This is a genomic window from Candidatus Viadribacter manganicus (assembly GCF_001679665.1).
GTDB classification, from domain to species: Bacteria; Pseudomonadota; Alphaproteobacteria; order Caulobacterales; family Aquidulcibacteraceae; genus Vitreimonas; species Vitreimonas manganica.
In genome coordinates this window covers 3,514,475-3,537,118 of the sequence record NZ_CP013244.1, presented here as the reverse complement: position 1 = coordinate 3,537,118, position 22,644 = coordinate 3,514,475, and the positions used below count along the sequence as shown (strand labels likewise).

Here is a 22,644-nt window from a genome sequence, read left to right as displayed (position 1 = left end):
CCGGTTAACTCACAGGTTCAGCAATGCCGCCTTGCCCGGATCGGGCAGCGCGGCTAAGCGTGCCCCCGCCGGAGACGTGGCCGAGTGGCTGAAGGCACTCCCTTGCTAAGGGAGCATACGTTAACCGCGTATCGAGGGTTCGAATCCCTCCGTCTCCGCCACCGCTTCACCAGCCCCTATCGTTAATTGGCGCCGCCTTTGCGCGAGCCCTCGGGACAAAACTAGTCTCAAGGGCGAATTAAGTATGTCTCAGGCCGCACTGCAGCTCGTCGGCGCCGAATTGGACCAGGCGAGCGCGGAAATCTTCGGCTCGGCGCCCCAGGCTGAACCGTCTGGTGTTTCGGCGCAGTCCGAGGCCGAGCGCCTGGCCGAATTGGCTGGCGCGTTCGCTCTCTTTGGCCTGCCGATTGACCAGCCCGGCGACCCGGACTTCCCGCTGGCGACCGCCGACCTGGCCTATCGCGCGTTTGAAATTCCAGCCGGCGCCCCGGCCAATGACTGGCCCCAGCCGGTCAGCCCCGCCCAAGTGCGCCCTGGCATGCATGTCGATCCCAGCCTCCCGGCTAAGGCCCTCCAGTGGACAGATTGGGTGATCGTCGCGGCGGCCGCACAATTCGCGGCGATGTGGGGCGCTGACGCGGGGCTCCTGCAACTCTCCATCGGCCAGGCAGCCGCATTCATCCTTTCCGCGCTCGCGCTGAAGGCCGGACTCTGGCTCACCGACTTTTATCGTTTCTCGCCAGCTCGCATTCGCCCGGAGCGCGGCATGGGCGGCCTTGCCCTCGGCGCGATCGTCGGCCTCCTGATTTCTAACGCCTTCGCGCCGGACGCACGCAGCGCCGCCGCGCTCGCCGCCACGCTGCCTTTCGCCGCCATGCTGCTGGCGGGCATCCACGCCGCGCTGGCCATTTGGATTTCGGCCGCGCACCGCAAGGGTCTCTTCGCTGAAAACATCGTCCTGATCGGTGCGACGCAAGCAGCGCAACGCCTCGCTGCACGCGCCGCCAAGTCTGGCGATGCACGCATCGTTGCTGTCGTCGATGACCGCATTGGCCGTTCGCCCGCGCAAGTCGGCGCAGCTCCGGTTATTGGCGGCGTCGATGCACTGCTCGCATGGCAAGACCTGCCGAACGTCGATCGCATCATCATCACCGTCACGCAAAAAGCCGAAGGCCGCGTGAAGTCGATGATCGAGCGTTTGCGGGTTGCGCCGAACCGCGTCGATCTGCTCTTGGATTTCGACACCCACGCCGTCCGCGGCCGCCGCGTTGAGCGCTTCGGCGGCGCGGCTGTGGCCTGCGTCTCCGGCCGCCCGCACAACCACCGCCGCGCTTTCGTGAAGCGCGTCGAAGACATCGTCGTCGGCTCGCTTCTGGTCGCGCTTTTCGCGCTGCCGATGCTGCTGATCGCCGCTTTGGTCAAGCTCGACACCCCCGGCCCGGCGCTCTATCGCCAACGCCGCCACGGCTTCAACAACCGCATCATCACAGTGCTGAAATTCCGCACCATGCGCCACGATCCGGGCGCGGCGCTGAGCCAAGTGCGTGAGAACGATCCGCGCATCACGCCGGTAGGCGCGTTCCTGCGCCGCACCAGCCTCGATGAGCTGCCGCAACTCTTCAACGTCCTGCGCGGCGACATGAGCCTCGTCGGCCCACGTCCGCACGCCGTCGGCATGAAAACGTGCGAGCGCGATCTCACCGAGATCGTTGCCGAGTATGCACACCGCCATCGCGTTAAGCCGGGCATCACCGGCTGGGCCCAGGTGAACGGCTCGCGCGGCCCGGTGACATCCGCCTCCGCCGTTCGTCGCCGCGTTCGTTTCGACCTCGAATACGTCGCACGTTCCTCACTCTGGCTGGATCTTGAGATCTTGGCGCGCACCGCGCCGGTTCTGTTCGGGGACAACAAGGTCACCCGGTGAGCACTGCGCGCTTCCTCTCGCTCGCACCGTTGCAGCTCGCGCAGGCCCTGATTGGGTTCGGCGCGATCGCCGCGTTCACGCGCCTGATGAGCCCCGAAGATTTCGGCCGCTATGCGTTGGCGCTGTCGATCTCGATGGCGGCGCACACGCTGATGTTCACCTGGGCTGAGGCCGCGGCATTCCGCTTCTTCGCCGCGGCGCGCGCAGAAAAGCGCCTCGCCGATCACTTCGCGACATTACTCGTTCTGGCGCTGACACTTGGTCTTGGCGTATTAGCGGCGACTGCGGGCGTGCTCGCCTTCGCCGGCCTGCGCGAAGATATCGCCGCACTGTCGCTATTTGCTGCGGGCGCCGCGGTGTTGCGCTTTATCACGCGCATCGGTCGCGAAAGCGATCGCGCCGCGCTTGCGTTTGGCCGTTACGCAATTCTTGAAACAGTCTATCTGGTGGTTGGCTTCGCCGTCGGCGTCGGCCTTTTGGTCATACTGAACTTCGGTCCCGCAGCGCCGTTCGTCGGTTTGCTGGCGGCTGGCGCACTCGTCGCGTTGCTCGATTTGCCCCGTCTTGTTCAAAACTCACGCGGCGGCGCGCCCTCGATTGTTCGTTCACTCTCCTACGCTGGGTATGGCACGCCGCTGGCGCTCGCGCTGGCGGTTGATCTCGGCGTCCAAGCGATCGCACGCTTGGTTCTTGCCGGCGAAGCGGGCACGGCGCCGCTCGGCGCCTACGCAGCAGCCTTCGGGTTGGCGCGCGCGCTCGACATCGTGTTCATGGGCATCAGCGCGGCCTTCGCGCCGCTCGTGTTCGCAGCCTACGAGGATAAGGGCGCTGACGCAGCCCGCAACGCTGCGCGCGGCGGCTTTATTCTTCTTGCGGCGATAACCGTTCCGGCCAGCATCGGCCTGGCGCTGCTTTCACAGCCGATCGCAACCTTGATGGTCGGCGAAGCGCTGCGCGCAGAAACCGCCGCGACACTGCCGTGGCTTGCCATCGCCGGACTGATGTCGGGCTTCGGCCTTTATTATTGGTCGGAAGCGTTTCAGCTGACGCGGCGGACCGGACAGCGCGCATTGCTGATGCTTGTGCCGGGCGCAGTTCAGCTCGGACTGACCGCATGGCTCTCAGCCACGCATGGTGCGGTGGGTGCGGCCATCGGCGCAGCGGCAGGCGCAAGCATTGGCGCGGTGCTGTTGGCGCTGGTCGGGAGCCGCTTGTTGCCGCTTCCGCTGCCGCTCAGCCAACTCACACGCATCGCCGCCGCCACCGCACTTATGGCGGCCGCGGTCATCGCATTTCCTGGCGCGCACACGACGCTGGGTCTCTTTCAGAGCGCCGCATTGGGCGCCGGAATCTACGCCATTGTGGCCATCGCGCTCAACGTGATGGGCATTCGTGATCTTCTAAACGCCGCGGTCCGCGCCGCCGCACGCCGCACCCAACCCATTTCGAGCACCGCCCATGTCGACTGAGCAGACCATCATCGTTCGCGATCGCGCGCATACGCCGCGCCTCAGCGTGCTGACGCCATTCTACCGATATGATCCGTCCGCCATGTTGAAGCACTTCGGTCGCGTTCCAGCAGGTGTTGAGTTTGTGCTGCTGGACGATGGCTCTGCATCCGCCGAGCTTGTCTCCAATGTCGTCACCGCGCTGCACAACACTGGCGCGCCGGCGCGGGTCATCGTCAGCGGCCAGAACCTCGGTCGCGCCCGGGCGCGCAACCGCCTCGTCTCCGAAGCGAACGGCGACTACGTGCTCTTTCTCGACGCCGACATGCTGCCGGACGCGCCGGCATTCTTGTCGGTCTGGTTGGGCATCATCGAGACGCAAGGCCCGCGCGTCGCTTTCGGCGGCCTCTCGCTGGCCCAAGCGCAGCGCACGCCCGAGACGGCGCTGCACTTTGCACTCTTCGGCGGCTCGGACTGCCAGCCTGCGCGCCGGCGCGCACGTCGCGCGGCTCAGGCAACAGCCTCATCGAACTTGCTCGTCGAGCGCGACTTCCTCATCGCACATCCGTTCGACTCGCACTTCACCGGCTGGGGCTTCGAGGATACTGATTGGGCGCTAGACGTCGCGCGCGTCGCAGAGATCATGCATGTCGAAAACTCAGCAACGCACGCAGGGCTGGACGACGTCACCACCCTGATGCGTAAATCCGCTGAAGCTGGCCCGAACTTCGGCCGCCTCGCACGCAAGCATCCGACGCAAGTCAAGCGCTTCGCCGCCCACCGGATCGCCAGCGCGCTGCGCGCTTCACCAGCGCGTAACACTCAACGTCGTATCTACAGCTGGCTGGCGCGCGACCCGCGCGGCCTGGCGCCTATGCGTGTTCGCTGCGCAGCCTTCAAGCTGCTCCGCGCCTCTCATTATGCGGAGCACTTGGCATGACCCTCGCCTACGCACCTCGCCGCGATCTCGTTAGCAAGGTCCGCCGCCGCATGACGCAGCATTATGCGGCGCGTCCCGCAAAGCTCGCATTCGCCGAGCCGGTCCTGTCCATAACGTTCGACGATTTCCCGGCCAGCGCCGCAATCGAGGGCGCACGTATCCTGGAACGGCACGGCGCGCGCGGCACGTACTACACCGCTTCGGGCATGGCCGGCGTCGAAGGTCCTTGCGGCATGGGCTACGCAGCGCCGGATATTGCGCGTCTCGCAGCTGCCGGACACGAAATCGGCTGCCACACATCAAGCCACGCAGATTGCGCACAGCGCGATGTCTTCACCACGCTCGAAGACTTGGCCCACAATCGCGATGCACTGCGCCGGATGGGTGCGCCAGCACCGCGTTCGCACGCCTACCCCTATGGTGAGACCAAGCCGCAGGTGAAAGACAACCTGCCACCGCGTTTCATGTCTGCGCGCGGTATTCTGCCGGGGCTCAATGTCGGCGCAACGGACCTTGCCCAATTGCACGCTTACCCGCTGTTCGGCCCCGGCGGCATGGATCGCGTCATGAAGGCGCTGAAGCGCGCGGCCAAGCGCAAGGCGTGGGTGATCGGATTCACGCACGATGTCGCTGACACGCCTTCGCCATGGGGCACGCGCTCCGACGAATTGGAATCGCTGCTCACCGAGGCGCGCAGGCTTGACTTCGTGATCTTGCCTGTGACGGCCGCACTTGAACGGAGGCTCGCATGATAAAAGTCAGCGTTCTCATCCCCACATTTCGCCGCCCAGACTCATTCTTACGCGCTGTCCGCAGCGCGTTCGCACAGCGCGGCATCGCGTCGTTCGAGATCATCGCAATCGACAACTCTCCAGAAGGCTCAGCCCTCAGCACATTCCGCCGCCTTGAGGCCGAGGCGTCGGTTCCTTTTCGTTGGGCGCACGAGCCAAAGCCGGGCGTGGCCCAAGCACGCAACGCCGCGCTTAAGCTGGCGCGGGGCGAGTTCGTCGCTTGGCTTGATGACGATGAAGAAGCTTCACCCGACTGGCTGTCCTCCCTAATCGGTGTGCGCCGCAAAACCGGCGCGCAAAGCGTATTCGGACCTGTGCTCGCGCGCGCACATCAAGACACCATCAACGCAGAATTCTACGAGCAACTCTATACACGCAGCGGCCCTCGCGAAGACGGCGCGTGCGAGGCCTACGGCATCGGCAATTCGCTGCAACCACGCGCAATGTTCGACGCGCTCCACCCCTTCGACGCCCGCTCCGATCAGCGCGGCGGTGAAGACGATGCGCTCTTCGCTTCATGGGCCGATGCAGGCGCCACGTTCGCTTGGGCTTCGAACGCCAAGGTCATTGAGCACTTGGGCGCCGAGCGCACCCATCTCGCCTACGGATTGAAGCGCGCCTTCGCCTATGGCCAAGGCCCGTGCGAACTGGCCTGGTCAGCACGCAATATGCCGGCGCTCGCGCGTCACATGTGCATTGGCGCGGCTCAGGCCATTGTCTTCGGCGCGGCAAGCGTCGTCGTCGCCGCCGGCTCAACCTCGCGCGCGCTTACCTTGCTTGATCGCGCCGCACGCGGGGCCGGAAAGGTATTTTGGTTTTGGGAGCAGCGCTTCTACGGCCAAGCGCTGACGCGTCAACCGGCCTGACGTAGCAGCCGATCGATCGCCACAGCAGGCGAATCCGCGCCCGCGTAAACGAGGCCCATGAGATTGGCCCCCGCTTCAAGCAGCAATTCCCTGGCTTCGAGCGCAGCCGGCGCAGCGCCACGTGCGGCCCCGACCACCAGTACAACCCCGTCCATGTGTGGCGCGACACGCAGGGCGATCGAGCTCTGATCAAGCGCCGGCGCATCAACAATAACGAACGCGCCGCCCGCACGCGCTGCATCCCAATACTCGGCCCGTGCCGAAATCCCCACCCGCGCGCCCTTCGGCAGCGCACGCGTATCGAACACCCCCGCATAGACGCGCGTGCGTCCAACGCGGTGATAGAAAAACGCTGGCGGCGCTTCAGGAAGATCACGCACCGTGTAAAAACGCTGACCACCGAGTTCGCCATCAATGCGCGGCCCGAGCGTGCCATCTTCGCTCAGCACCTTCGCCAACGCGTTGCGCCTAATATCTAAATCGATCGCATAGACAGCGCCCGGACCCGCAGCGTGCGCAACCGCTCGCGCTGCCGTTGTCGTGCCCTCACTCCCACGCGCTGCAACGAACATCACCGCCCGGCCAGAGCCATCGAGGCGGCGCGGCTGCATCGCCAGCGCATCCAGAATGCCATCAACGGAGAATTGCGGATCGCTCATGCGCCACCTTCAACCACTGAGAGCTCGGGTTTGCCCTTTTTGGCCTTCTCCGGCTTCGGCGGCTTTGTCTTCGCCTGCTTCGGATCTTGCCGGCGCGGCATCACTGCAAGCACAGGCGTGTTCAATGCACGCGCAGCGCTGGACGGTGTCGGGAAGCTTCGCCGCATAAGACCACGCGAGAGCCCTGCCGCGAGCGCAACGATGCCCGCGATGAGCAAGGTCACGATCATGATCGGCCAGCGCAGGCTCTTGCCCTGCGTCGGCACGGACGCGGTCTCCACGGGGCTGATGTTGTCCGTGGCGCGCCCAAGCATCTGACTGCGAGTGCGCGCTTCTTCAGCGCGACTCGCAAAGTTCTGAGCGTTGGTCTCAAGGATCGTGCGGTCGCGCTGAAGCTGCCGGAAGCGCGGCTCTAACGCCTGCATCGCGCGCAAGCGCTCGCGAACCTCGGTGCGCTGCTGCTCCAGCGCGGTCTCGCGACCGCGTTGCGCGCGCGCTTCAGCTTCCATCGCATAAAGCTGGCTCGCAACATCCTGACGAACCGGGTTCGGTCCACGGCGCGTGATGCTCGGCGGATCTCCGCCCGCAAGGAACGCCTGCAATTGTGCGATACGGCGATCAACCTCACGAACCGGCAAAGCATCGGGCTGGTAGGCCGCGAGCAAACGTTCGCGTTCCATTTGCGCTTCGACAAGATCACGCCGTGCGTCAGATTCCTGATAAAGCTCGATCTGCTCGGGCTCGGCGTTAAATCTCTGCCGCAGCGCCGCACTTCGCGCGTCCGCTTCGCGGCGGCGCGTCTGGGCATCGAGCAATTGCGTCTCGATGTCGCCAGAACGTGCGGCCAGCGCCGCGAACTCGCTTTCAAAGTCACCGATCTGGTGTTCAGCCAAGAACGCCGAGAGCGCCGACGTCGCTTGTCCAGCACGGCCGCTGAGATCGGTCGTCTCCGCGCTCAACGCTTCAAACTCGCCGCCGACAAGCACTTCGCGGCGATGGCTGAGATATTGTTGCACCAATGCGTTGAGAGCGAGCGCAGCCGTTTCCGGATTGCGATGCTCGAAAGAAAGCCCGATCGCCGGCGTCTGCGGCGCAGTCTCGATTGTCAAATGCTCGGCGAAAGCGCGCTCGGCCGCGGCAAGCTTGCGCCCATCGGAAGCGGGCGAGGCCGCAATATCCGGATAGAGCGCCGCAAGCCCGACGCCCTCGATCGCGCCGCGCACAACCGCGCCCGATCCGATCAGCCGCATCTCGGCATTGACGATGGTTTGCATGTCCGGCGTTGCGCCAGCGCCCGCGCCACCTGCGGTGGGCTGATACACATATTCCTCGCCCATGCGGACGATCAGCTCGGAGCGTGCAGTGTACGTTTTGGGCGCTGCCAGCGCCCCGATCAGTCCAAGCGCGCAAATTGCCCCGCCCACGGCGAGCACGAGCGCGCGCTCCGCCCACAGCATCGCTGCGACATCCGCCACACTTAACCGAGGTGCTTGGGCCCAGCCGAACCACCCCCGCGTGGTTTCAGCCCTGCTGCTCGTTTGCATCGCCGCTCCTCATACGTGGGCGCAACGATCTTGCCCGCACTTGGTAAACGATCATTCACCAAAGGCTGGCAATTTCCCCGCCGACGCCTCGTTAACCGCGAGCGCGCTAACAAAGTGTTGGAGTTTCGAATGCGCGTCGTGCTGGCCTGTTTGGCGTTGCTGTTCGCTGCACCCGCGGCCGTCGCACAGACGGAGCCCGCGATCGAAGCTACCTCACCGATGGTCTACAGCGACCAAACACCGGTTTATCGGTTTTTCCCCGGCGACGAAGTCGAGGTCACGATCTTTTCGGCTCCGGAACTTTCCCGCAACGCAACCATCGCCCCTGATGGGCGCTTGGCGTTGCCGCTGATCGGCGCCGTACGCGCCGCAGATCTCACCGCCGAAGAGCTCCGCGACACCCTCGTTTCCGCTTACGCCGCCCACTTACGCATGCCCGAACTCACCGTGACGCCGCGCACCTACGGGTCGCGGCAAGTGTTCGTCGGCGGCGAAGTCGCGCGCCCCGGCATTTACCAGATGCCTGCGAATATGGACGCCTTCCAAGCCGTTGCGCTCGCCGGCGGCTTCCTGCCCAGCGCACATAGGGGCGATGTGCTGATCCTCTCCCGCGCGAGCGGTCAAAGCATTGTCACGCAAATCGATCTCTCGATGCGCGCGATGCGAAATGGCTTCCCAGGAGCGCAGCCGCTGCAACGCTACGATGTCGTGTACGTGCCGCGCTCACGCATCAGCCAAGTGAACGTATTCATGCAGCAATATGTACGCGATGCTCTGCCGGTGCAGTTCAGCTTCTACTACGACCTGCGCGGCGGTTCACGGAATAACTGAGCTCTCGCTCTTGTGAACAGCCTCGCGCGCGCGTGATTGGCGCGCGGCGAATGCATGTGCGCACCCTGATCGAGCCGATAACTCGGGAGGGGTCGATGGGCGCCATAGCAGCGGCACGCATCCGCGCGAGCATGCAACCAGCATCAGAGCCGAACGTCATTCCGTTCATCGACGTGCTGCTCGTTCTGCTGATCATCTTCATGGTGACAGCACCCAAGCCAACAACGGATCTGCGCCTGGATCTGGCTCAGTCAGGACCAAGCATTGCTCGCTTCTTGGAGCCAACTATCGTCGAACTCCGCGACGCGCCCTCCGGCTATCGCCTCTTTGTCGGCGGCGCTGAGACAACAATTGAGCAAGTCGGTGCGCGAACTTTCGAGCACATCATGTCCGCCGACCCAGCTTTGGTGCGAGACGATGTGCTCAGAGAAGGACGCGTCTTCATCCGCGCGGATCTAGAGGTCGCCTATCAGAACGTCGTCTCGGTGACGGATCAGCTTCAGGGCGAGGGCTTCGCAAAGGTGACGCTCGCGGCCCAAACCGCCGAGGAGGACTGATCGCCTCCAGCCCAGGAAACCGGCGCCGCCTCACCCCGGCGCCAGTTTCTTGGGCGCCAGCGCAAGGAACTGCCAAAGACAGGCTCGCATCGGCGCGCAACCTGATCCAAGCTCGGCGCAATGGTGCGCCAATTTTTCGACGACATGCACGGCACTGACGGCGAAGTTCGCGCTGCCTATGCCGAAATAGCGGCTTGGCTCGCCCAAACTCCAGCTCAGACCCTAAGCGCCAAGCGCGAGGAGGCCGAACGCCTCTTCCGCCGCATCGGCATCACTTTCGCCGTCTACACCGAAGGCGGCGACACCGAACGGCTCATCCCATTCGACATCATCCCGCGCGTGCTGGACGCCGACGAGTGGACCTTCCTTGAACGTGGGCTGAAACAACGCGTAACGGCGCTGAACATGTTTCTCGCCGACGTCTACGGCGCACGGGAAATCGTGCGCGCCGGCAAACTCACCAACGAACACATCGACACCCATCCTGCCTATTGCGCCTACATGCAGGGCGTCACACCACCGGGCGGCGTCTACACACACATCGCCGGAATCGATCTCGTGCGCACCGGCGTGAACGATTTCTACGTCCTGGAAGACAATTGCCGCACTCCATCGGGTGTCTCCTACATGCTGGAGAACCGCTCGGTGATGATGCGCCTCTTCCCCGAATTATTCGCGCGCATCAACGTCGAGCCTGTCGCGCGCTACCCGCAAGATTTACTGCGAACGCTGCGATCGCTGGCGCCGGGCGGGGAGGAGCCATGCGTCGTTGTACTTACGCCCGGTCAATTCAACAGCGCATACTACGAACACTCGTTCTTGGCCGATGAAATGGGCGTCGAGCTGGTCGAGGGTATCGACCTCGTTGTCCGCGACAAGAAAGTGTTCATGCGCACGACAGGCGGGTTGAAGCGTGTTCACGTCATCTATCGCCGCATCGACGACGATTTCCTCGACCCGACAGTCTTCCGCGCCGACTCCGTACTGGGGGCGCCCGGACTAATGGAAGCGTACCGCGCAGGGAATGTAGCGCTCGCAAATGCGCCTGGCGCCGGCATCGCCGACGATAAGGCCATCTACATGCACGTTCCGGAGATGATCCGGTTCTATCTCGGCGAAGAACCGATCCTCAACAATGTGCCTACGTGGGATTGCTCCAACGAGGGCGCGCTCGCCTACGTGCTCGATCACCTGGAAGAATTGGTCGTGAAAGAAACGCGTGGCTCCGGCGGCTACGGCATGCTGGTCGGCCCGCACGCAACAAAGAAAACGCGCGACGCGTTCGCCAAGAAGTTGCGCCTCAATCCGGCGGGCTATGTTGCACAGCCTACGTTGGCGCTCTCCACCTGCCCGACATTCGTCGCGGATGGCACAGCGCCGCGTCACGTAGATCTGCGCCCCTTCGTACTTTCCGGCGCGGACGGCATGCGCATCGTGCCCGGCGGCCTGACGCGTGTGGCGCTCACCGATGGCTCTCTCGTCGTGAACTCAAGTCAAGGCGGCGGCACCAAAGACACCTGGGTGCTGCACACCCGTCAGAACGGCGCCAAGTGATGCTCGCACGCGCCGCTGAATCTCTCTTCTGGCTAGCGCGCTACATGGAGCGCATGGATAATCTCGCGCGCCTGATCGAAGCGGCGCAATCCATGGCCGGCGTGCTCAGCGAGACCGAAGAATGGCGTTCAGCTCTCACCGCCGCGGGCGTTGATCAGCTTTATGATCAAGTCCACCAGGCGGTAACACCTGAGAATGCGGCGCGCTTCCTTTGCACCGGCGCATCAAACCCCTCCGCCATCATTTCCTGCCTCGATATGGCGCGCCTCAATGCGCGTGCAATGCGCGGCGCGCTAACGCGGGACATGTGGGAAGCAGTCAATCAGGGCTGGCTCGAGTCCCGGCAACTACCCGAGAATGCTTTCTCCGCCGCGTTGCTCCCGGATACATTGGATTGGGTGCGGACCATCTCGACACGCTTCTCCGGCGCGTACGAAACGACGATGCTGCGCAACGAGAATTATTGGTTCACGCGCCTCGGCACATTCCTCGAGCGCGCCGACAACACAGCGCGTATTCTCGACGTCAAATATCACCTGCTCCTACCGCAAGACTCCTCAGGCGTTGGCGGCATGCTCGACTACTATCAATGGACCAGCGTGTTGCGCGCCGTGTCAGCGGTCCGCGCCTACCAATGGGTCTACCGCGAAGAGGTCAAGCCCTGGAACGTGGCCGAACTTCTCGTGCTTCGTCCCGAGATGCCACGGTCGTTGCGCGCTTGCTACGACGCCATAACCGAGTGCCTTGATGAACTCGCCGCCTCACACGGCGGACGCCGCGGTGAGTGCCACAGGATTGCCGGCGCCATTGCATCGCAGCTCCGATACGGACGAATTGGCGATATTTTCCAGTCTGGGTTGCATGAACATCTCACCCAGCAGATTGAACGCGCTGCCGAATTGGGCGATCAGATCGCCGCACATTACATGCGCTAAGGCGCCTCGGAGCCATCGATGACTTATTGTGTAGGGTTCTGCCTGCAGGACGGGCTAGTGCTCTTGTCCGATACGCGCACGAACGCCGGCCCCGACAACATCGCAAACTTCGGCAAGCTTCATGTCGTAGCGCCAGGCGATCGGGTGATCGCGATGATGACGTCGGGAAATCTGGCGGTCACACAGGCGGTGACGGCCCGCGTTCTCGAAGGCGCGGGCATCGGCGCTGATGAGCCCTTCGAAACGCTGATGACGGTCAAGTCGATGTATGACGCCGCGCAGCTCGTCGGCGATGCGGTGCGCAAGGTGTTCAGCTCGATTGCGAGCGGCCAAACTGCGCAGAGCTTCTTCTTCGATGCTTCGATCATCCTCGCGGGTCAGATCGAAGGCCGGCGCATGCGGATGTTTCACATCTACTCGGCAGGCAACTTTATCGAGTCGATGCCGGAAACGCCGTTTTTCCAGATCGGCGAAACCAAGTACGGCAAGCCAATCCTCGATCGCGTCGCGCGCTACGACACACCGCTCGATGACGCGGTTAAGCTCGCGCTGATCTCGATGGATTCGACGCTGCGCTCGAACTTCTCGGTCGGGCTGCCAGCGGATCTGCTCGTTTACAAGCGCGACACGCAGCGCGTCGCCGTGCACGAGCGCATTTCCGAAGACGACAGCTATTTCCGGACAATTCGCGAGAATTGGTCCGAGGCGCTGCGCAAGGCGTACCGCGATCTGCCCGCGCCGCCCTGGTTCGACTGACGGCCCGCGCCCGCGCAGGCGCGCAGGCGATCAGCATGCCAGCCACTAACGCCGATTAGTGGTGTTTTACCGAAAGCCACTCGCGAGCGCGCTTTTGCGCTTCAGCGATGAGATCGCGAGACATCATGTCCGACAATTCGCGGCGGCATTCCTTAGCAGCGTCTGAACCACGAGCAGCGGCCAGATTGAACCACATGTGCGCTTGCACTAGGTCCACGTCTTGACCGGTCGAATAGATCAGGCCGAGCTTATAGAGATTGTCGCTATCGCCTTGGCGGCGCACAGCTTCGTGCACTTCCGCGATTTCTGAATCCGTGAACGCCATTTTGGCTGCTCCCTTGTACCACTCGGAAACGCCTGGCTTGTGCCATGTACGTTTCCCCCACCGACGTGCATTTTTCGCGCCGTCGGGGAGGAGCATTATCGTGCTTTACTTGCGATAAGCTTAAACGGCGGAAGCCGTATTAGAATTTATGCGCGTTAGCCGCGTTCAAGATTGCGCTGTTTTCTTCTCGTTAACCGCAGACGCAATCGACGCCGCGGTTTGACCAAAGAGCGCCTTGGCTGCCTCTTTCGCCTCAGCACTCCCCGGCGCGGGCGCCGGCCGGCGCAACTCTGCGCCGACGCCTGCGCCCTTCTTGGTTGCCGGACGTTCAGCAATGCGATCAAGCCAAGCCTGAACGCGCGGAAACGCGCTCATGTCCTGACTGAACACCGCCGCGATCTTAATCCAGGGGTAAGACGCCATGTCCGCGATCGAGTAGTCGCCCGCGATGAATTCTCGCCCTTCAAGCCTGCGCTCAAGCACGCCGAGCAAGCGGTTCACTTCATTGTTGTAGCGTGTCACGCCGTACGCGACTTTCTCCGGATCATCGACGAGGTTCGGTGCGTAATTGCGAAAATGGCTCGCCTGCCCGAACATTGGACCTACACCGGACATCTGCCAGAACAGCCATTCATCGACCTCGACACGCGCCCGTTCATCACTTGGATAGAACTTGCCGGTCTTGCGCCCGAGGTACTGCAGGATGGCGCCAGACTCGAACACTGAAATCGGCGCGCCGCCTGGGCCGTCTGGATCGATGATCGCCGGCATCCGATTGTTCGGCGAGATCGCCATGAAGTCTGGTTTGAACTGCTCACCCTTGCCGATAGCGACGGGTTTAACGACGTAAGCCAGTCCCATCTCTTCCAATGCGATCGAAACCTTAAGCCCGTTCGGCGTTGGCCAAAAATAGAGTTCGATCGGCTCTTGCATCAGCTTGCTCCCAGACGTTCCAGGAACATGGAGTGCGCTGATAGGCAGCGCCAGTAGACGCCACGGCAAGCAAAGACAAACCCAGTGCTCACGGCCTTGTGAGAAACGCCAAAAACCTAACTAAAGTTGCGCCTAAGTGTTGTGTGCGCGCTTATTTGGCATGGACCGGCGCAATTGCTCGTCGAAGTTCCGCGATGATTCAGGTGAGGTTCAGTCACCGGCTGACACAGTCCATGGCGAAGAGGGACCTTCTTTTGAACGGGGCCGTTCAAGGGAAGCAGGAAGGAGACCTCGTTATGAAGAAACGCCTCGCAACGGCGGCTCTGGCCGCTCTTACCTTCGCAGCGCCGCTCGCCGTGACAACCGAAGCCGCCGCGCAACATCGCCGCGGCAACGACCATGATGGTTGGGACCGCGATGGCGATGGTCGCGACCGTGATTGGCGCCGCGATGACCGACGCCGTGGTGATTACCGCGATCGTCGCGATCGTCGCGAAGCTCGCCGCGATCATTGGGACAATAGTCGCTATAACGGCTACAATTATCGTGGCCGCTGGCATTACGGCCCGCCGCCGTCCGCCTATTATGACGAAGCCGACTATGGCTATCGCGCGTGGCGCCGCGGCGAACGTCTGCCCGCGTACTATCGCGACTACTATCGCCCGGTGGACTATCGCTACTATCGCCTGCGTCCCCCGCCGCGCGGCTACCACTATGTCCGCGACGACCGTGGCGATTACCTCCTCGTCGGTATCGCAACCGGCGTGATCTTGGGCATCATCGCCAGCCAATAACCCTCCCTGGTTGGTAGAGACGGCTCATAAAGCGCCCCGGAGGTCCTCCCCACCTCCGGGGCAACTTTATGCGTTAAGACCGACGTAACCGAATTGATCAACGTTCGGCGCTTCCGCTTCGGGGGGCGCTCATGATGCTAATGTATGTCTGGTTTGCCGTAATGATGCAGGCCTTCATGCCGGGCGGCGATCGTCTCGCATCGTTCCAATCACATTCGTTCGAGACGCATCTGCGCAACGAGATTGGCGTCAACACACTTGTCGGCGCGGCCGGTCACGTTGTGCGCTACACGCCGCTTACTGCCCGCGCGCGCTAGCACTGCACGTACATCCAAGCCGTTGTGCCGGACGCAAGTTTCGCCGAAACGCGCACGTAGTCCGAAACTTCATAAGCGTCCGCCGCCGCCAATTCGGCTGCAGTGATTTCAAACACTGTCCCAGCAACGCGATCGACGCCATCGCCGCTCCGCGTCACGATCGGATGAAAGCGCTCACCGCTTTTTGCAAGCACATCGCCATCAGTGATCTCGAGGAACGTTTGCTTGAAGCCAACAAGCGCGTCTGGCGCGCCGCTCAGCAATCTGCCGAACGTTTGAGCCTGCACCTTGGCTTGGTCTAGCGTGCCGTAAGAGAAGAGCCGCTCCATAGCTCATTCAAACGAAGCGCCGGCCACAATCCCGCCGGACATCAACCACGCCAGGGAAACACCCAGGAGCGTTCCCGTCGTCAAGATCAACAACCGCCACACACCGCGTGAAGCACGAAAGTCCGACGCCTGAACGAACAGATCCAGAGGATAGGCCGCGCAGAAAACCAGGTTCGCCAATCCCGCCAGTCTCACCGCTATACAAGGGTGCAAACTGCCAAGCGACTGTCGCCGCAAGCGCAAGATTGTAGGCAAGCCGCGCGGGCTCCCAAAATTTCAGCGCGTCAGTGACGTGCTCACGGTTCAGCACTCAGACCCCGAGCTTCTTCTTCAGGACGTCATTCACGACGGCCGGGTTCGCCTTGCCGCCCGTCGCCTTCATGGTCTGACCAACCCACCAGCCAAAGGCCTTCGGATTTTTCTGCACGTCCGCGACCTTGTCGGCATTGGCGGCCATCAGTTCATCAATGGCTCTTTCGATCGCGCCCGTATCCGTAACTTGCTTCAGACCCTCGCGCTCGACGATGGCGCGCGGCGCATCACCCGTTTCAAGCATTTTAGCGAACACGTCCTTGGCGATCTTGCCGTTGATAGTGCCGTCCTTCATCAGGTCGAGCAGCGCGCCAAGCGCCTCAGCTTTCACGGGGGAATCTGAAAGCTCGATGCCCTTCTTATTGAGCGAACCGAACAATTCTTGTGTCACCCAATTGGCCGCGAGCTTGCCGTCACGCCCTTTGGCCGCCGTCTCAAAGAATGCCGCCGTATCGCTATCGGCGGCAAGAACGCCCGCATCATACGGCGTCAAACCATATTCGCTGACAAAGCGCTTCTTCTTCGCGTCCGGCAATTCCGGCAACGAAGCCTTGATCTTATCAATCCAGGCTTGATCGATCACGAGGGGGAGCAAGTCGGGATCGGGGAAGTAGCGATAATCGTGCGCGTCTTCCTTCGAACGCATAGTCCGTGTTTCGCCCTTGTCAGGATCGAACAGGCGCGTCTCTTGATCGATCTTTCCGCCGTTCTCCAAGATCTCGATCTGGCGGCGTGACTCATATTCGATCGCTTGTTGCATGAAGCGCGTCGAGTTCACGTTCTTGATTTCGCAACGCGTGCCGAACTCCTCGCCGGGACGACGCACGGACACGTTTACGTCGGCGCGCATGGAGCCTTCTTCCATGTTGCCGTCACATGTACCGAGCGCACGCACGATCGAACGCAGCTTGTTGAAATAAGCCGCCGCCTCTTTCGACGAACGCATATCCGGGCGAGAGACGATTTCCATCAGCGCCACGCCCGCGCGGTTCAGATCGACGAAGGTTTCGCTCGGCGAAAGATCGTGGATCGATTTGCCGGCGTCTTGCTCAAGGTGCAACCGCTCGATGCGGATCTTGATCGGCTCTTCGCCTTCCGGCTCGATCTCGATCTCGCCCTCGCCGACAATCGGCTCCTTGAACTGACTGATTTGATAGCCTTGCGGCAAATCCGGATAGAAATAGTTCTTCCGGTCAAAGCGGCTCTTCTTGTTGATCTGCGCGTTGAGACCTAACCCCGTGCGGATCGCTTGCTCGACACAGAATTTGTTGATGACCGGCAGCATGCCCGGCATCGCCGCGTCGACGAGCGAGACATGCGCGTTCGGATCGCCGCCATAGGCAGCGCTGGCGCCTGAAAACAACTTGGCTTGCGAGGTCACCTGCGCATGGACTTCGAGGCCAACAATGATTTCCCATTTGCCCTTGTCGCTCGAAACGAGCTGATCGGGGCGGGCGGAGCGTACGTCGAGTTCGGTCATGGCCGGTATCTAGGCAATTTGAAGCGGCCCGTCATCCGGCGGGGTGCGGATAACAAACGAAAAACTTCCCAATTTTGAGGGGCTGCCCCAAGACTATGCAGGGGGCGAGAATGAGGAGGACAAAATGAGGGCTCTTTGTTTCGCCATCAGCTTGGCTGGGTTGGCGTCAGCTTGCCAGACGACGTCGGCGCCATCCGCTCCGCCGGAGCAAACATCAAACTGTCCGGTCATCGACGCGCGCAATTGGTCGGCCCACATCAACGCAATGCCCGGCCCCAACGCACAGCGCACATTGATCGTCACTGGCGAAGTCGATTTGCCGACCCCGGGTTACGCAGTCACACTTACCGCAGGCGCCGCCGATCGAAGCGCCATCCCGGTGCAGCAAATCATCGTCAGTGCAACGCGGCCCACCGGTATCGTTCCACAAATCGTGACCACCTTTTCCGCGCGCTATGACGGGCCCGCGATCGCTCAGCATTATCGCGCCGTACGCGTCATGTGCGGCGCCCAACAATTGGCCGAACTCGATGTGACCGTCGCGCATTAACCCGTATGAAAAGCCGAACCAGGGCAGGCAACGCGTCGGTCCAGACTGGCCAGCCTCACCATTGCGATCTAGGCCAGCCGAATATCGCGAACCTCAAGAGCCACGTTAAATGACATTTCCGACGACGCTCTCTCGGCGCGCGCTCTGCGCTGGCGTATTGTCCGCGGCGGCGCCTTCCGCGCGCGCCAGCGAGCCGTTGCACGACATCACCCTGGCCCAGGATTTCGATGAACTCTGGGGCACGCTACGCGACCACTACTGCTTCTTCGGCGATAAGCGCACCGACTGGGATTTGGTTCGCCGCCTCTACCGGCCGCAAGCGCTCGGCGCACAATCGTACGAACAGTTCGAGGACGTGACGCGGCGCGTACTGTGCGAGCTTTATGACGCCCACACGCACCTCACCAACCCACCCGACGGCGCACTGCGTTGGCCGCTCTATGATCTCTATGTCGAGCGCCACGACCGCGACGTGCGCATCGCCGCCGTGCAGGAGGACTCCTCAACTGCCGACGCCGGCATTCTAGTCGGCGACACCGTAATGGCGGTCGATGATGTGGCCATCGAACAAATCGTTGCCGATCGTATGCCACGGTGCCTGAGCCGCCCCGATGCCGAAGCCGATCGCTACGTCATCAACGCCTCGGTCGCCGGCCACACCGCCCAGCCGCGTCGCATGCGCGTACGCGGCGCCGACGGCCAAGCACGCGACGTGGCGCTACCGCTGCAGCGCCGTTCAAATCCAGACATCGAACACCGCACGCTCGAACACGGCCTTGGCTACATCCGCATCCCCAGCTTCGCCAACAATGACGCCGTCGAAGCGTTCGACGTCGCACTAGCCGCCCTTCGCGAAACACGTGGTCTCGTTATCGACGTCCGTGGAAATGGCGGCGGCGACACCGCGGTCGCACGTCCAATCATGGGACGATTCATCACCGCGCCCTCGCCCTACGCACTGATGCGCCGTCGTAGCGGACGCGGGCTCGGCCAGCGCTGGAGCGAAACCGTCGATCCGCGCGGGCCTTTCACTTACGCAGCGCCAGTCGTCGTCCTCGTCGACCATTGGAGCGCCAGCATGGCCGAGGGCTTCCCGATGGGCATGCGCACAATCAAAGGCGCGCGCATCGTCGGGACGCGTACGATGGGGCTAGGGGCTGCAGTATTCTCCCTGCGCCTCGATCGCACCGGCCTTGGCGCCCAATACTCGGCGGAGCCAGTGTACGCGGTCAGCGGCCAGCCGCGCTGGCTTCTCGAGCCTGACGTCAAGACAGGTCCAGGCGCGGATATCCTCGCAGCGGGGATCACAGATCTCCGCACAACCATCGGCTAAGGCGCCTTTTGGTGCACGCCAAACGTGCGAGGGCTTCCGGCTGCCAGAGGTCAGCGATAGGTTCCGCGCCGGGACACTATGGCGGCGGGAATATTCAAAAGCGTTCGGCTTCTTGCCGGGACTTATCTGGCTGCCCTTGGCGCGGCTCCGTTGGCGCACGCGCAAACCTCGCCTTTCCGTCCTGAACGCTTCGATGAAGACTGGAGCACGCTCGCGCCCGACGGCGCACCCTACGGCGCTCAGTTCAAGAACATCGAGATCATAGACGGCGTGGACGTCTCGTTCGGCGGCGATGCGCGGTGGCGCTATTCCATGCTGGACGCTCCACGCCTCGGCATCGGCACTGAACAGGACAGCTGGATATTGCAGCGTCTGTTGCTTCACGCGGACCTTCGCTTCGAAGACAACGCGCGAATCTTCGTTCAGCTCGGCGCCCATGACGGCATCGACCGCGAACTTCCCGCATCCACCGACGACGACGAGTTCGATGTGCAACAAGCCTTCTTCGATCTCTCCGCTCCGCTCGCTGGCGGGCGTGTTACGTTCCGCGCTGGCCGCCAAGAACTCTCGCTTGGCCCACGCTTCGTAACCACGCGCGACAGCGGCAATGTCCGCCAGCGCCACGATCTCGCACGGCTCATTTACGAGCGCGGACATTGGCGTGCAGATATCTTCGGCGGCAGCCCGGTCAGCAGCGATCAGGGCGCCTTCGATGACCAAGCGGACGAAAGCCAAGATCTTTACGGCTTACGGTTGCAGCGAGCGCTAGGACCGGCATCGCTCGATGTCTACGCCTACGAGCTGGACCGAGACACCGCCACGCTCACCGGCGTAACGGCCAACGACGATCGGATCAGCCTCGGCGCGCGCTTCTCAGGCCGCGCTGGCGAATTCGACTACGATTCCGAAGTGATGGTTCAACGAGGCTCCTTCGGCGGGCAGGACATTCGCGCTGTAGGCAGCATGCTCGACATCGGCCGGCGCTTTCCCGAGTCGCCGCTCTCACCGCGCATCGGCGCGCGGTTTACCTACGGCAGCGGCGACTCCGATCTCTCGGATTCGAGCCAAGGCACCTTCGCACCACCGTTCCCGAACAGCCAATGGTTCGGCCAAAACGGCCTTGCCAGCTACTCCAACACAATCGAAACAGCGGCGCTCTTCGGCCTCGCACCTGTTGAGGATGTGAGCCTGAACATCAAAGTCTCCAGCCTGTGGCGCGCTGAAACCGCAGACTACGTTTATGCTGGCAGCACCGCGCTCACCGGCACAAGCAGCGGCGAGGAAACCTATGTCGGGACATCGGCCGCGTTCTCGCTGAACTGGCGCCCAAACGAGAATGTCTCGATCAATCCGTACGTGAGCTATGTTGCGGTGGGCGATGAACTCACCACGCGCGGCGCTCACGACGTCACCTACGCACACCTCACGGTCACGCTGCGCTTTTGATCACTACAAACAAAAACCCCCGCTTCTGCGGGGGCAGGCCAAAGGCGGCCTTGAGAAAGTGGTTGGGAGTGGAGCTAGGTGTTGAAGAACTTGTGGATCACCAGACGCCTTGGCCGACGCCACCGTCCATGGTCATGGCGGCATTGAAGGTGGTTTCAGAGCGGGTGGTGCGAGTCTCGGTGTCACGAATACGAACGAGCTTATCGCCGGGGCCGTGACGGCGGAGGAGCGAGCGCTCGTTGCACGGACGGCGCGCGATCTGCGTGCGGCACTCGACACGGCCGCCTTCATACCAAAGCGCTTGGCCTTGTTCGCAATCGTACGAACGATCGCCTGCCGTGTAACGCATGCGCGTGCCCGACATGCAGCGGAAGATTTCGCCGGCATAGTCCTGACCAACATCGCGGCCGGCAAACGTTTGCGAAGCGGGATGCGGGTTGCCCTGGGTGTCCAGGCAGATCGCTTGGATCAGCAGATCGCGTTCACGCGCGACCGTCTCGGCTTGCGCCGAAGCTTCCATGACGGCGAACGCACCTGATTGAGCCTGCGCCGAGGCGCCCGCTTCCATCACCACATTCTGACGAATGATGGTGTCGCCCGTGCGCACGTTGGCGATTGCGATTGCGGTCGCGCTGGCTTGCGCTTGAGCGCGTGCACCGGCGTTGACGATAACAATGTTCGGCGGCGGCACGTTCGGCGGCGGCACGACGACGGTCGGACGCTCGCAGCACGGGGTCGGCGCTGGCGGCGGCGGAGTTGGATTGCAGCCTGACTGGCACGGCGGACGCGGCGTGCAGCCGCCATTGCCGCAAGCGGAGGCGTCCGTCGGCAACAAAAAGAGTCCGAGGGCGGCGACGCCAAAGGCGATCGCAGCGAGGATGTACCGTGTTGGAACGGTCATTTGCCGTTTCTCCTGAATTTCGCCGGGCTAGGTGCAAACAGGAGGCCACCTCTCGCGCGGTGCGAGAATGCGAACCGGAAAAACTCGAAATTCCCCAATTTTAAAGCCCCGCAGCCGGGCGCGAGGCTTGCGTATCGAGCCCTGCACTCGAAACACAATCACGGCGTTTAAGATTAATGATGGGGGAAGAGACCTTTCATCCCGATACACGGGCGCTGCTTGCCTATGGGCGAGCGCTCGCGGGAGCACCTGGCGCGACACCCAAGAAGGGTGGCGCTGACCAAGTCCTTGAACGTCTGTTCGTTATCGAGCGGACGAAGGAAGGGCGCATGCCCATCCGCACCTTCGGGCAGGACTTGGTCAAAGTCTTCGGCCGCGATCTCCGTGAGCACGACTTCGCACGCTTCTTCCTGGCGCCGGATCTAGCGCTCATGAACGCCCTGATAGATGCGAGCGCCGCAGCCGGCGAACCGGCAATCGCCCGCGTCACCGCCGAGACGGTGTGCGGCCGCAAGCTCGGCGCTGAAATTCTACTGACGCCCCTGAAGATCGATGCCACACTGGGCAATCGCTACCTAGGACTTTTCCAAGCCTTGGGCGGTGAACACTTCCTCGGCGGCCGCAACGTCCAATTCTTGCGCTTGGGTTCGCTGCACCCTCCGGCCGCCAAGACGCCGAAGGCGATGCGTCTCGTTGTCGTGAACGATTAACCGCGCGCGGCCAACGCGGCGCGAATGCTCGTAACCAAGCCGTCATACCCATAAGGCTTAGCTTCGTACGCATGCACGTTGAGACACGCGCGCTTGGCGGCATCGAGTGAGCTCGTCACGCCTGACGTCAGCACGACGGGCACACCGGGCAGCTGTTCGTGCAGCCACTGCGCGAGCGCAATGCCGTCCATCTTCCCCGGCATCGTGATGTCCGAAAAAACCAGATCGACCTTAAGGCCTGCGAGAATAAGTTCCCGCGCCTCGATCGCGTTGCTCGCCTCAGCGACCTTGAACCCGCAATGACGCAGATGATCGGCAGCCGCGATACGGATGAGCACCTCGTCCTCGACGACAAGCACGAGCGGCTCAGCGTCGGCTTGAAAATCGGGCATTAGGTCTTCCGCCGGAC

24 protein-coding genes and 1 tRNA gene are annotated in these 22,644 nt (G+C 62.6%); 17 read left to right on the top strand and 8 right to left on the bottom strand.

Annotation, left to right across the window (positions count from 1 at the left end):
* Window positions 1-70 precede the first annotated feature (70 nt).
* From ATE48_RS18140 to ATE48_RS18115, 6 genes are all read left to right on the top strand, one after another.
* Window positions 71-161 (top strand) — tRNA-Ser (locus ATE48_RS18140).
* An 83-nt stretch (window positions 162-244) separates the two neighbouring features.
* Window positions 245-1,924 carry an exopolysaccharide biosynthesis polyprenyl glycosylphosphotransferase gene (locus tag ATE48_RS18135; RefSeq protein ID WP_066774049.1) on the top strand — a complete coding sequence of 560 codons (1,680 nt, stop codon included), beginning with the start codon at window positions 245-247 and terminating at the stop codon, window positions 1,922-1,924.
* Window positions 1,921-3,393, top strand: a complete 1,473-nt coding sequence (locus tag ATE48_RS18130; RefSeq protein WP_066774044.1) for a lipopolysaccharide biosynthesis protein — start codon at window positions 1,921-1,923, stop codon at window positions 3,391-3,393. Before ATE48_RS18135 ends, ATE48_RS18130 begins: the two co-directional genes overlap by 4 nt.
* The gene (locus ATE48_RS18125; RefSeq protein ID WP_066774042.1) at window positions 3,383-4,312 is read left to right on the top strand and encodes a glycosyltransferase family 2 protein; all 930 of its coding nucleotides are present in this window, start codon (window positions 3,383-3,385) and stop codon (window positions 4,310-4,312) included. Before ATE48_RS18130 ends, ATE48_RS18125 begins: the two co-directional genes overlap by 11 nt.
* A complete protein-coding gene (locus tag ATE48_RS18120; protein ID WP_066774040.1) occupies window positions 4,309-5,064 on the top strand; it encodes a polysaccharide deacetylase family protein in 756 nt (251 codons plus the stop codon). The genes ATE48_RS18125 and ATE48_RS18120 overlap by 4 nt, the downstream gene beginning before the upstream one ends.
* Window positions 5,061-5,969, top strand: coding sequence for a glycosyltransferase family 2 protein (locus ATE48_RS18115; protein WP_066774038.1), 909 nt, complete (start codon window positions 5,061-5,063; stop codon window positions 5,967-5,969). Before ATE48_RS18120 ends, ATE48_RS18115 begins: the two co-directional genes overlap by 4 nt.
* Here ATE48_RS18115 and ATE48_RS18110 read toward each other — a convergent pair.
* Window positions 5,957-6,628 (bottom strand): P-loop NTPase family protein, encoded by a 672-nt coding sequence (locus tag ATE48_RS18110; RefSeq protein ID WP_066774033.1) that lies wholly within the window; start codon window positions 6,626-6,628, stop codon window positions 5,957-5,959. The two genes, ATE48_RS18115 and ATE48_RS18110, sit on opposite strands and share 13 nt — an antisense overlap.
* Window positions 6,625-8,172 carry a GumC family protein gene (locus tag ATE48_RS18105; RefSeq protein ID WP_083197457.1) on the bottom strand — a complete coding sequence of 516 codons (1,548 nt, stop codon included), beginning with the start codon at window positions 8,170-8,172 and terminating at the stop codon, window positions 6,625-6,627. Before ATE48_RS18105 ends, ATE48_RS18110 begins: the two co-directional genes overlap by 4 nt.
* Before the next feature lie 129 nt (window positions 8,173-8,301).
* On the opposite strand from ATE48_RS18105, the gene ATE48_RS18100 reads away from it, so the two are divergent.
* The 5 genes from ATE48_RS18100 (at window position 8,302) to ATE48_RS18080 (ending at window position 12,805) form a co-directional block, all read left to right on the top strand.
* A complete protein-coding gene (locus ATE48_RS18100; protein ID WP_066774028.1) occupies window positions 8,302-9,003 on the top strand; it encodes a polysaccharide biosynthesis/export family protein in 702 nt (233 codons plus the stop codon).
* A 95-nt stretch (window positions 9,004-9,098) separates the two neighbouring features.
* Window positions 9,099-9,560 (top strand): biopolymer transporter ExbD, encoded by a 462-nt coding sequence (locus tag ATE48_RS18095; protein ID WP_066774026.1) that lies wholly within the window; start codon window positions 9,099-9,101, stop codon window positions 9,558-9,560.
* Between the two features lie 120 nt (window positions 9,561-9,680).
* A complete protein-coding gene (locus tag ATE48_RS18090) occupies window positions 9,681-11,114 on the top strand; it encodes a circularly permuted type 2 ATP-grasp protein (RefSeq protein WP_066774023.1) in 1,434 nt (477 codons plus the stop codon).
* On the top strand, window positions 11,114-12,049 hold the full coding sequence (locus tag ATE48_RS18085; RefSeq protein ID WP_066774021.1) for an alpha-E domain-containing protein: 936 nt from the start codon (window positions 11,114-11,116) through the stop codon (window positions 12,047-12,049). Before ATE48_RS18090 ends, ATE48_RS18085 begins: the two co-directional genes overlap by 1 nt.
* Window positions 12,050-12,067: 18 nt before the next feature.
* Window positions 12,068-12,805: a proteasome-type protease gene (locus ATE48_RS18080; protein ID WP_066774019.1), complete on the top strand. Its 738-nt coding sequence runs from the start codon at window positions 12,068-12,070 to the stop codon at window positions 12,803-12,805.
* A gap of 55 nt (window positions 12,806-12,860) precedes the next feature.
* On the opposite strand, the gene ATE48_RS18075 is transcribed toward ATE48_RS18080, so the two are convergent.
* Together ATE48_RS18075 and ATE48_RS18070 are read right to left on the bottom strand one after the other, a co-directional pair.
* Window positions 12,861-13,130, bottom strand: coding sequence for an SEL1-like repeat protein (locus tag ATE48_RS18075; RefSeq protein ID WP_066774017.1), 270 nt, complete (start codon window positions 13,128-13,130; stop codon window positions 12,861-12,863).
* Window positions 13,131-13,295: 165 nt separating this feature from the next.
* Window positions 13,296-14,063, bottom strand: a complete 768-nt coding sequence (locus ATE48_RS18070; RefSeq protein WP_066774015.1) for a glutathione S-transferase family protein — start codon at window positions 14,061-14,063, stop codon at window positions 13,296-13,298.
* Between the two features lie 296 nt (window positions 14,064-14,359).
* Between ATE48_RS18070 and ATE48_RS18065 the strand changes: the two genes are divergently transcribed.
* Together ATE48_RS18065 and ATE48_RS19895 are read left to right on the top strand one after the other, a co-directional pair.
* Window positions 14,360-14,857, top strand: a complete 498-nt coding sequence (locus tag ATE48_RS18065) for an RcnB family protein (protein ID WP_083197455.1) — start codon at window positions 14,360-14,362, stop codon at window positions 14,855-14,857.
* Window positions 14,858-14,988: 131 nt separating this feature from the next.
* The gene (locus tag ATE48_RS19895; protein ID WP_156767852.1) at window positions 14,989-15,174 is read left to right on the top strand and encodes a hypothetical protein; all 186 of its coding nucleotides are present in this window, start codon (window positions 14,989-14,991) and stop codon (window positions 15,172-15,174) included.
* On the opposite strand, the gene ATE48_RS18060 is transcribed toward ATE48_RS19895, so the two are convergent.
* Window positions 15,171-15,503, bottom strand: a complete 333-nt coding sequence (locus ATE48_RS18060) for a gamma-glutamylcyclotransferase family protein (protein WP_066774011.1) — start codon at window positions 15,501-15,503, stop codon at window positions 15,171-15,173. The genes ATE48_RS19895 and ATE48_RS18060 overlap by 4 nt on opposite strands.
* Before the next feature lie 310 nt (window positions 15,504-15,813).
* Window positions 15,814-17,295: an Asp-tRNA(Asn)/Glu-tRNA(Gln) amidotransferase subunit GatB gene (gene gatB, locus ATE48_RS18055; protein WP_066774010.1), complete on the bottom strand. Its 1,482-nt coding sequence runs from the start codon at window positions 17,293-17,295 to the stop codon at window positions 15,814-15,816.
* A gap of 124 nt (window positions 17,296-17,419) precedes the next feature.
* On the opposite strand from gatB, the gene ATE48_RS18050 reads away from it, so the two are divergent.
* The 3 genes from ATE48_RS18050 (at window position 17,420) to ATE48_RS18040 (ending at window position 20,624) form a co-directional block, all read left to right on the top strand.
* Window positions 17,420-17,845 (top strand): hypothetical protein, encoded by a 426-nt coding sequence (locus ATE48_RS18050; protein WP_066774009.1) that lies wholly within the window; start codon window positions 17,420-17,422, stop codon window positions 17,843-17,845.
* 109 nt (window positions 17,846-17,954) lie between these two features.
* A complete protein-coding gene (locus tag ATE48_RS18045; protein ID WP_066774008.1) occupies window positions 17,955-19,178 on the top strand; it encodes a S41 family peptidase in 1,224 nt (407 codons plus the stop codon).
* Between the two features lie 150 nt (window positions 19,179-19,328).
* Window positions 19,329-20,624: an alginate export family protein gene (locus tag ATE48_RS18040; RefSeq protein WP_228126697.1), complete on the top strand. Its 1,296-nt coding sequence runs from the start codon at window positions 19,329-19,331 to the stop codon at window positions 20,622-20,624.
* 97 nt (window positions 20,625-20,721) lie between these two features.
* On the opposite strand, the gene ATE48_RS18035 is transcribed toward ATE48_RS18040, so the two are convergent.
* A complete protein-coding gene (locus tag ATE48_RS18035) occupies window positions 20,722-21,525 on the bottom strand; it encodes a hypothetical protein (RefSeq protein ID WP_066773999.1) in 804 nt (267 codons plus the stop codon).
* Between the two features lie 179 nt (window positions 21,526-21,704).
* Here ATE48_RS18035 and ATE48_RS18030 point away from each other — a divergent pair, with 179 nt between their 5' ends.
* Window positions 21,705-22,235, top strand: coding sequence for a PAS domain-containing protein (locus ATE48_RS18030; protein WP_066773997.1), 531 nt, complete (start codon window positions 21,705-21,707; stop codon window positions 22,233-22,235).
* Here the strand turns inward: ATE48_RS18030 and ATE48_RS18025 are convergent.
* Window positions 22,232-22,627, bottom strand: coding sequence for a response regulator (locus ATE48_RS18025; RefSeq protein WP_066773994.1), 396 nt, complete (start codon window positions 22,625-22,627; stop codon window positions 22,232-22,234). The two genes, ATE48_RS18030 and ATE48_RS18025, sit on opposite strands and share 4 nt — an antisense overlap.
* Between the last annotated feature and the right edge of the window lie 17 nt (window positions 22,628-22,644).

Bases quoted from the DNA above. Each gene is read 5' to 3' on its own strand.
- ATE48_RS18120 (WP_066774040.1), top strand. From the start codon at position 4,309: ATGACCCTCGCCTACGCACCTCGCCGCGATCTCGTTAGCAAGGTCCGC.
- ATE48_RS18035 (WP_066773999.1), bottom strand. From the start codon at position 21,525: ATGACCGTTCCAACACGGTACATCCTCGCTGCGATCGCCTTTGGCGTC.
- ATE48_RS18075 (WP_066774017.1), bottom strand. From the start codon at position 13,130: ATGGCGTTCACGGATTCAGAAATCGCGGAAGTGCACGAAGCTGTGCGC.
- ATE48_RS18115 (WP_066774038.1), top strand. From the start codon at position 5,061: ATGATAAAAGTCAGCGTTCTCATCCCCACATTTCGCCGCCCAGACTCA.
- ATE48_RS18030 (WP_066773997.1), top strand. From the start codon at position 21,705: ATGGGGGAAGAGACCTTTCATCCCGATACACGGGCGCTGCTTGCCTAT.
- gatB (WP_066774010.1), bottom strand. From the start codon at position 17,295: ATGACCGAACTCGACGTACGCTCCGCCCGCCCCGATCAGCTCGTTTCG.
- ATE48_RS18045 (WP_066774008.1), top strand. From the start codon at position 17,955: ATGACATTTCCGACGACGCTCTCTCGGCGCGCGCTCTGCGCTGGCGTA.
- ATE48_RS18095 (WP_066774026.1), top strand. From the start codon at position 9,099: ATGGGCGCCATAGCAGCGGCACGCATCCGCGCGAGCATGCAACCAGCA.
- ATE48_RS18100 (WP_066774028.1), top strand. From the start codon at position 8,302: ATGCGCGTCGTGCTGGCCTGTTTGGCGTTGCTGTTCGCTGCACCCGCG.
- ATE48_RS18090 (WP_066774023.1), top strand. From the start codon at position 9,681: ATGGTGCGCCAATTTTTCGACGACATGCACGGCACTGACGGCGAAGTT.
- ATE48_RS18125 (WP_066774042.1), top strand. From the start codon at position 3,383: ATGTCGACTGAGCAGACCATCATCGTTCGCGATCGCGCGCATACGCCG.
- ATE48_RS18110 (WP_066774033.1), bottom strand. From the start codon at position 6,628: ATGAGCGATCCGCAATTCTCCGTTGATGGCATTCTGGATGCGCTGGCG.
- ATE48_RS18060 (WP_066774011.1), bottom strand. From the start codon at position 15,503: ATGGAGCGGCTCTTCTCTTACGGCACGCTAGACCAAGCCAAGGTGCAG.
- ATE48_RS18085 (WP_066774021.1), top strand. From the start codon at position 11,114: ATGCTCGCACGCGCCGCTGAATCTCTCTTCTGGCTAGCGCGCTACATG.
- ATE48_RS18105 (WP_083197457.1), bottom strand. From the start codon at position 8,172: ATGCAAACGAGCAGCAGGGCTGAAACCACGCGGGGGTGGTTCGGCTGG.
- ATE48_RS18080 (WP_066774019.1), top strand. From the start codon at position 12,068: ATGACTTATTGTGTAGGGTTCTGCCTGCAGGACGGGCTAGTGCTCTTG.
- ATE48_RS18025 (WP_066773994.1), bottom strand. From the start codon at position 22,627: ATGCCCGATTTTCAAGCCGACGCTGAGCCGCTCGTGCTTGTCGTCGAG.
- ATE48_RS18070 (WP_066774015.1), bottom strand. From the start codon at position 14,063: ATGCAAGAGCCGATCGAACTCTATTTTTGGCCAACGCCGAACGGGCTT.
- ATE48_RS18050 (WP_066774009.1), top strand. From the start codon at position 17,420: ATGAGGGCTCTTTGTTTCGCCATCAGCTTGGCTGGGTTGGCGTCAGCT.
- ATE48_RS18135 (WP_066774049.1), top strand. From the start codon at position 245: ATGTCTCAGGCCGCACTGCAGCTCGTCGGCGCCGAATTGGACCAGGCG.
- ATE48_RS19895 (WP_156767852.1), top strand. From the start codon at position 14,989: ATGATGCTAATGTATGTCTGGTTTGCCGTAATGATGCAGGCCTTCATG.
- ATE48_RS18065 (WP_083197455.1), top strand. From the start codon at position 14,360: ATGAAGAAACGCCTCGCAACGGCGGCTCTGGCCGCTCTTACCTTCGCA.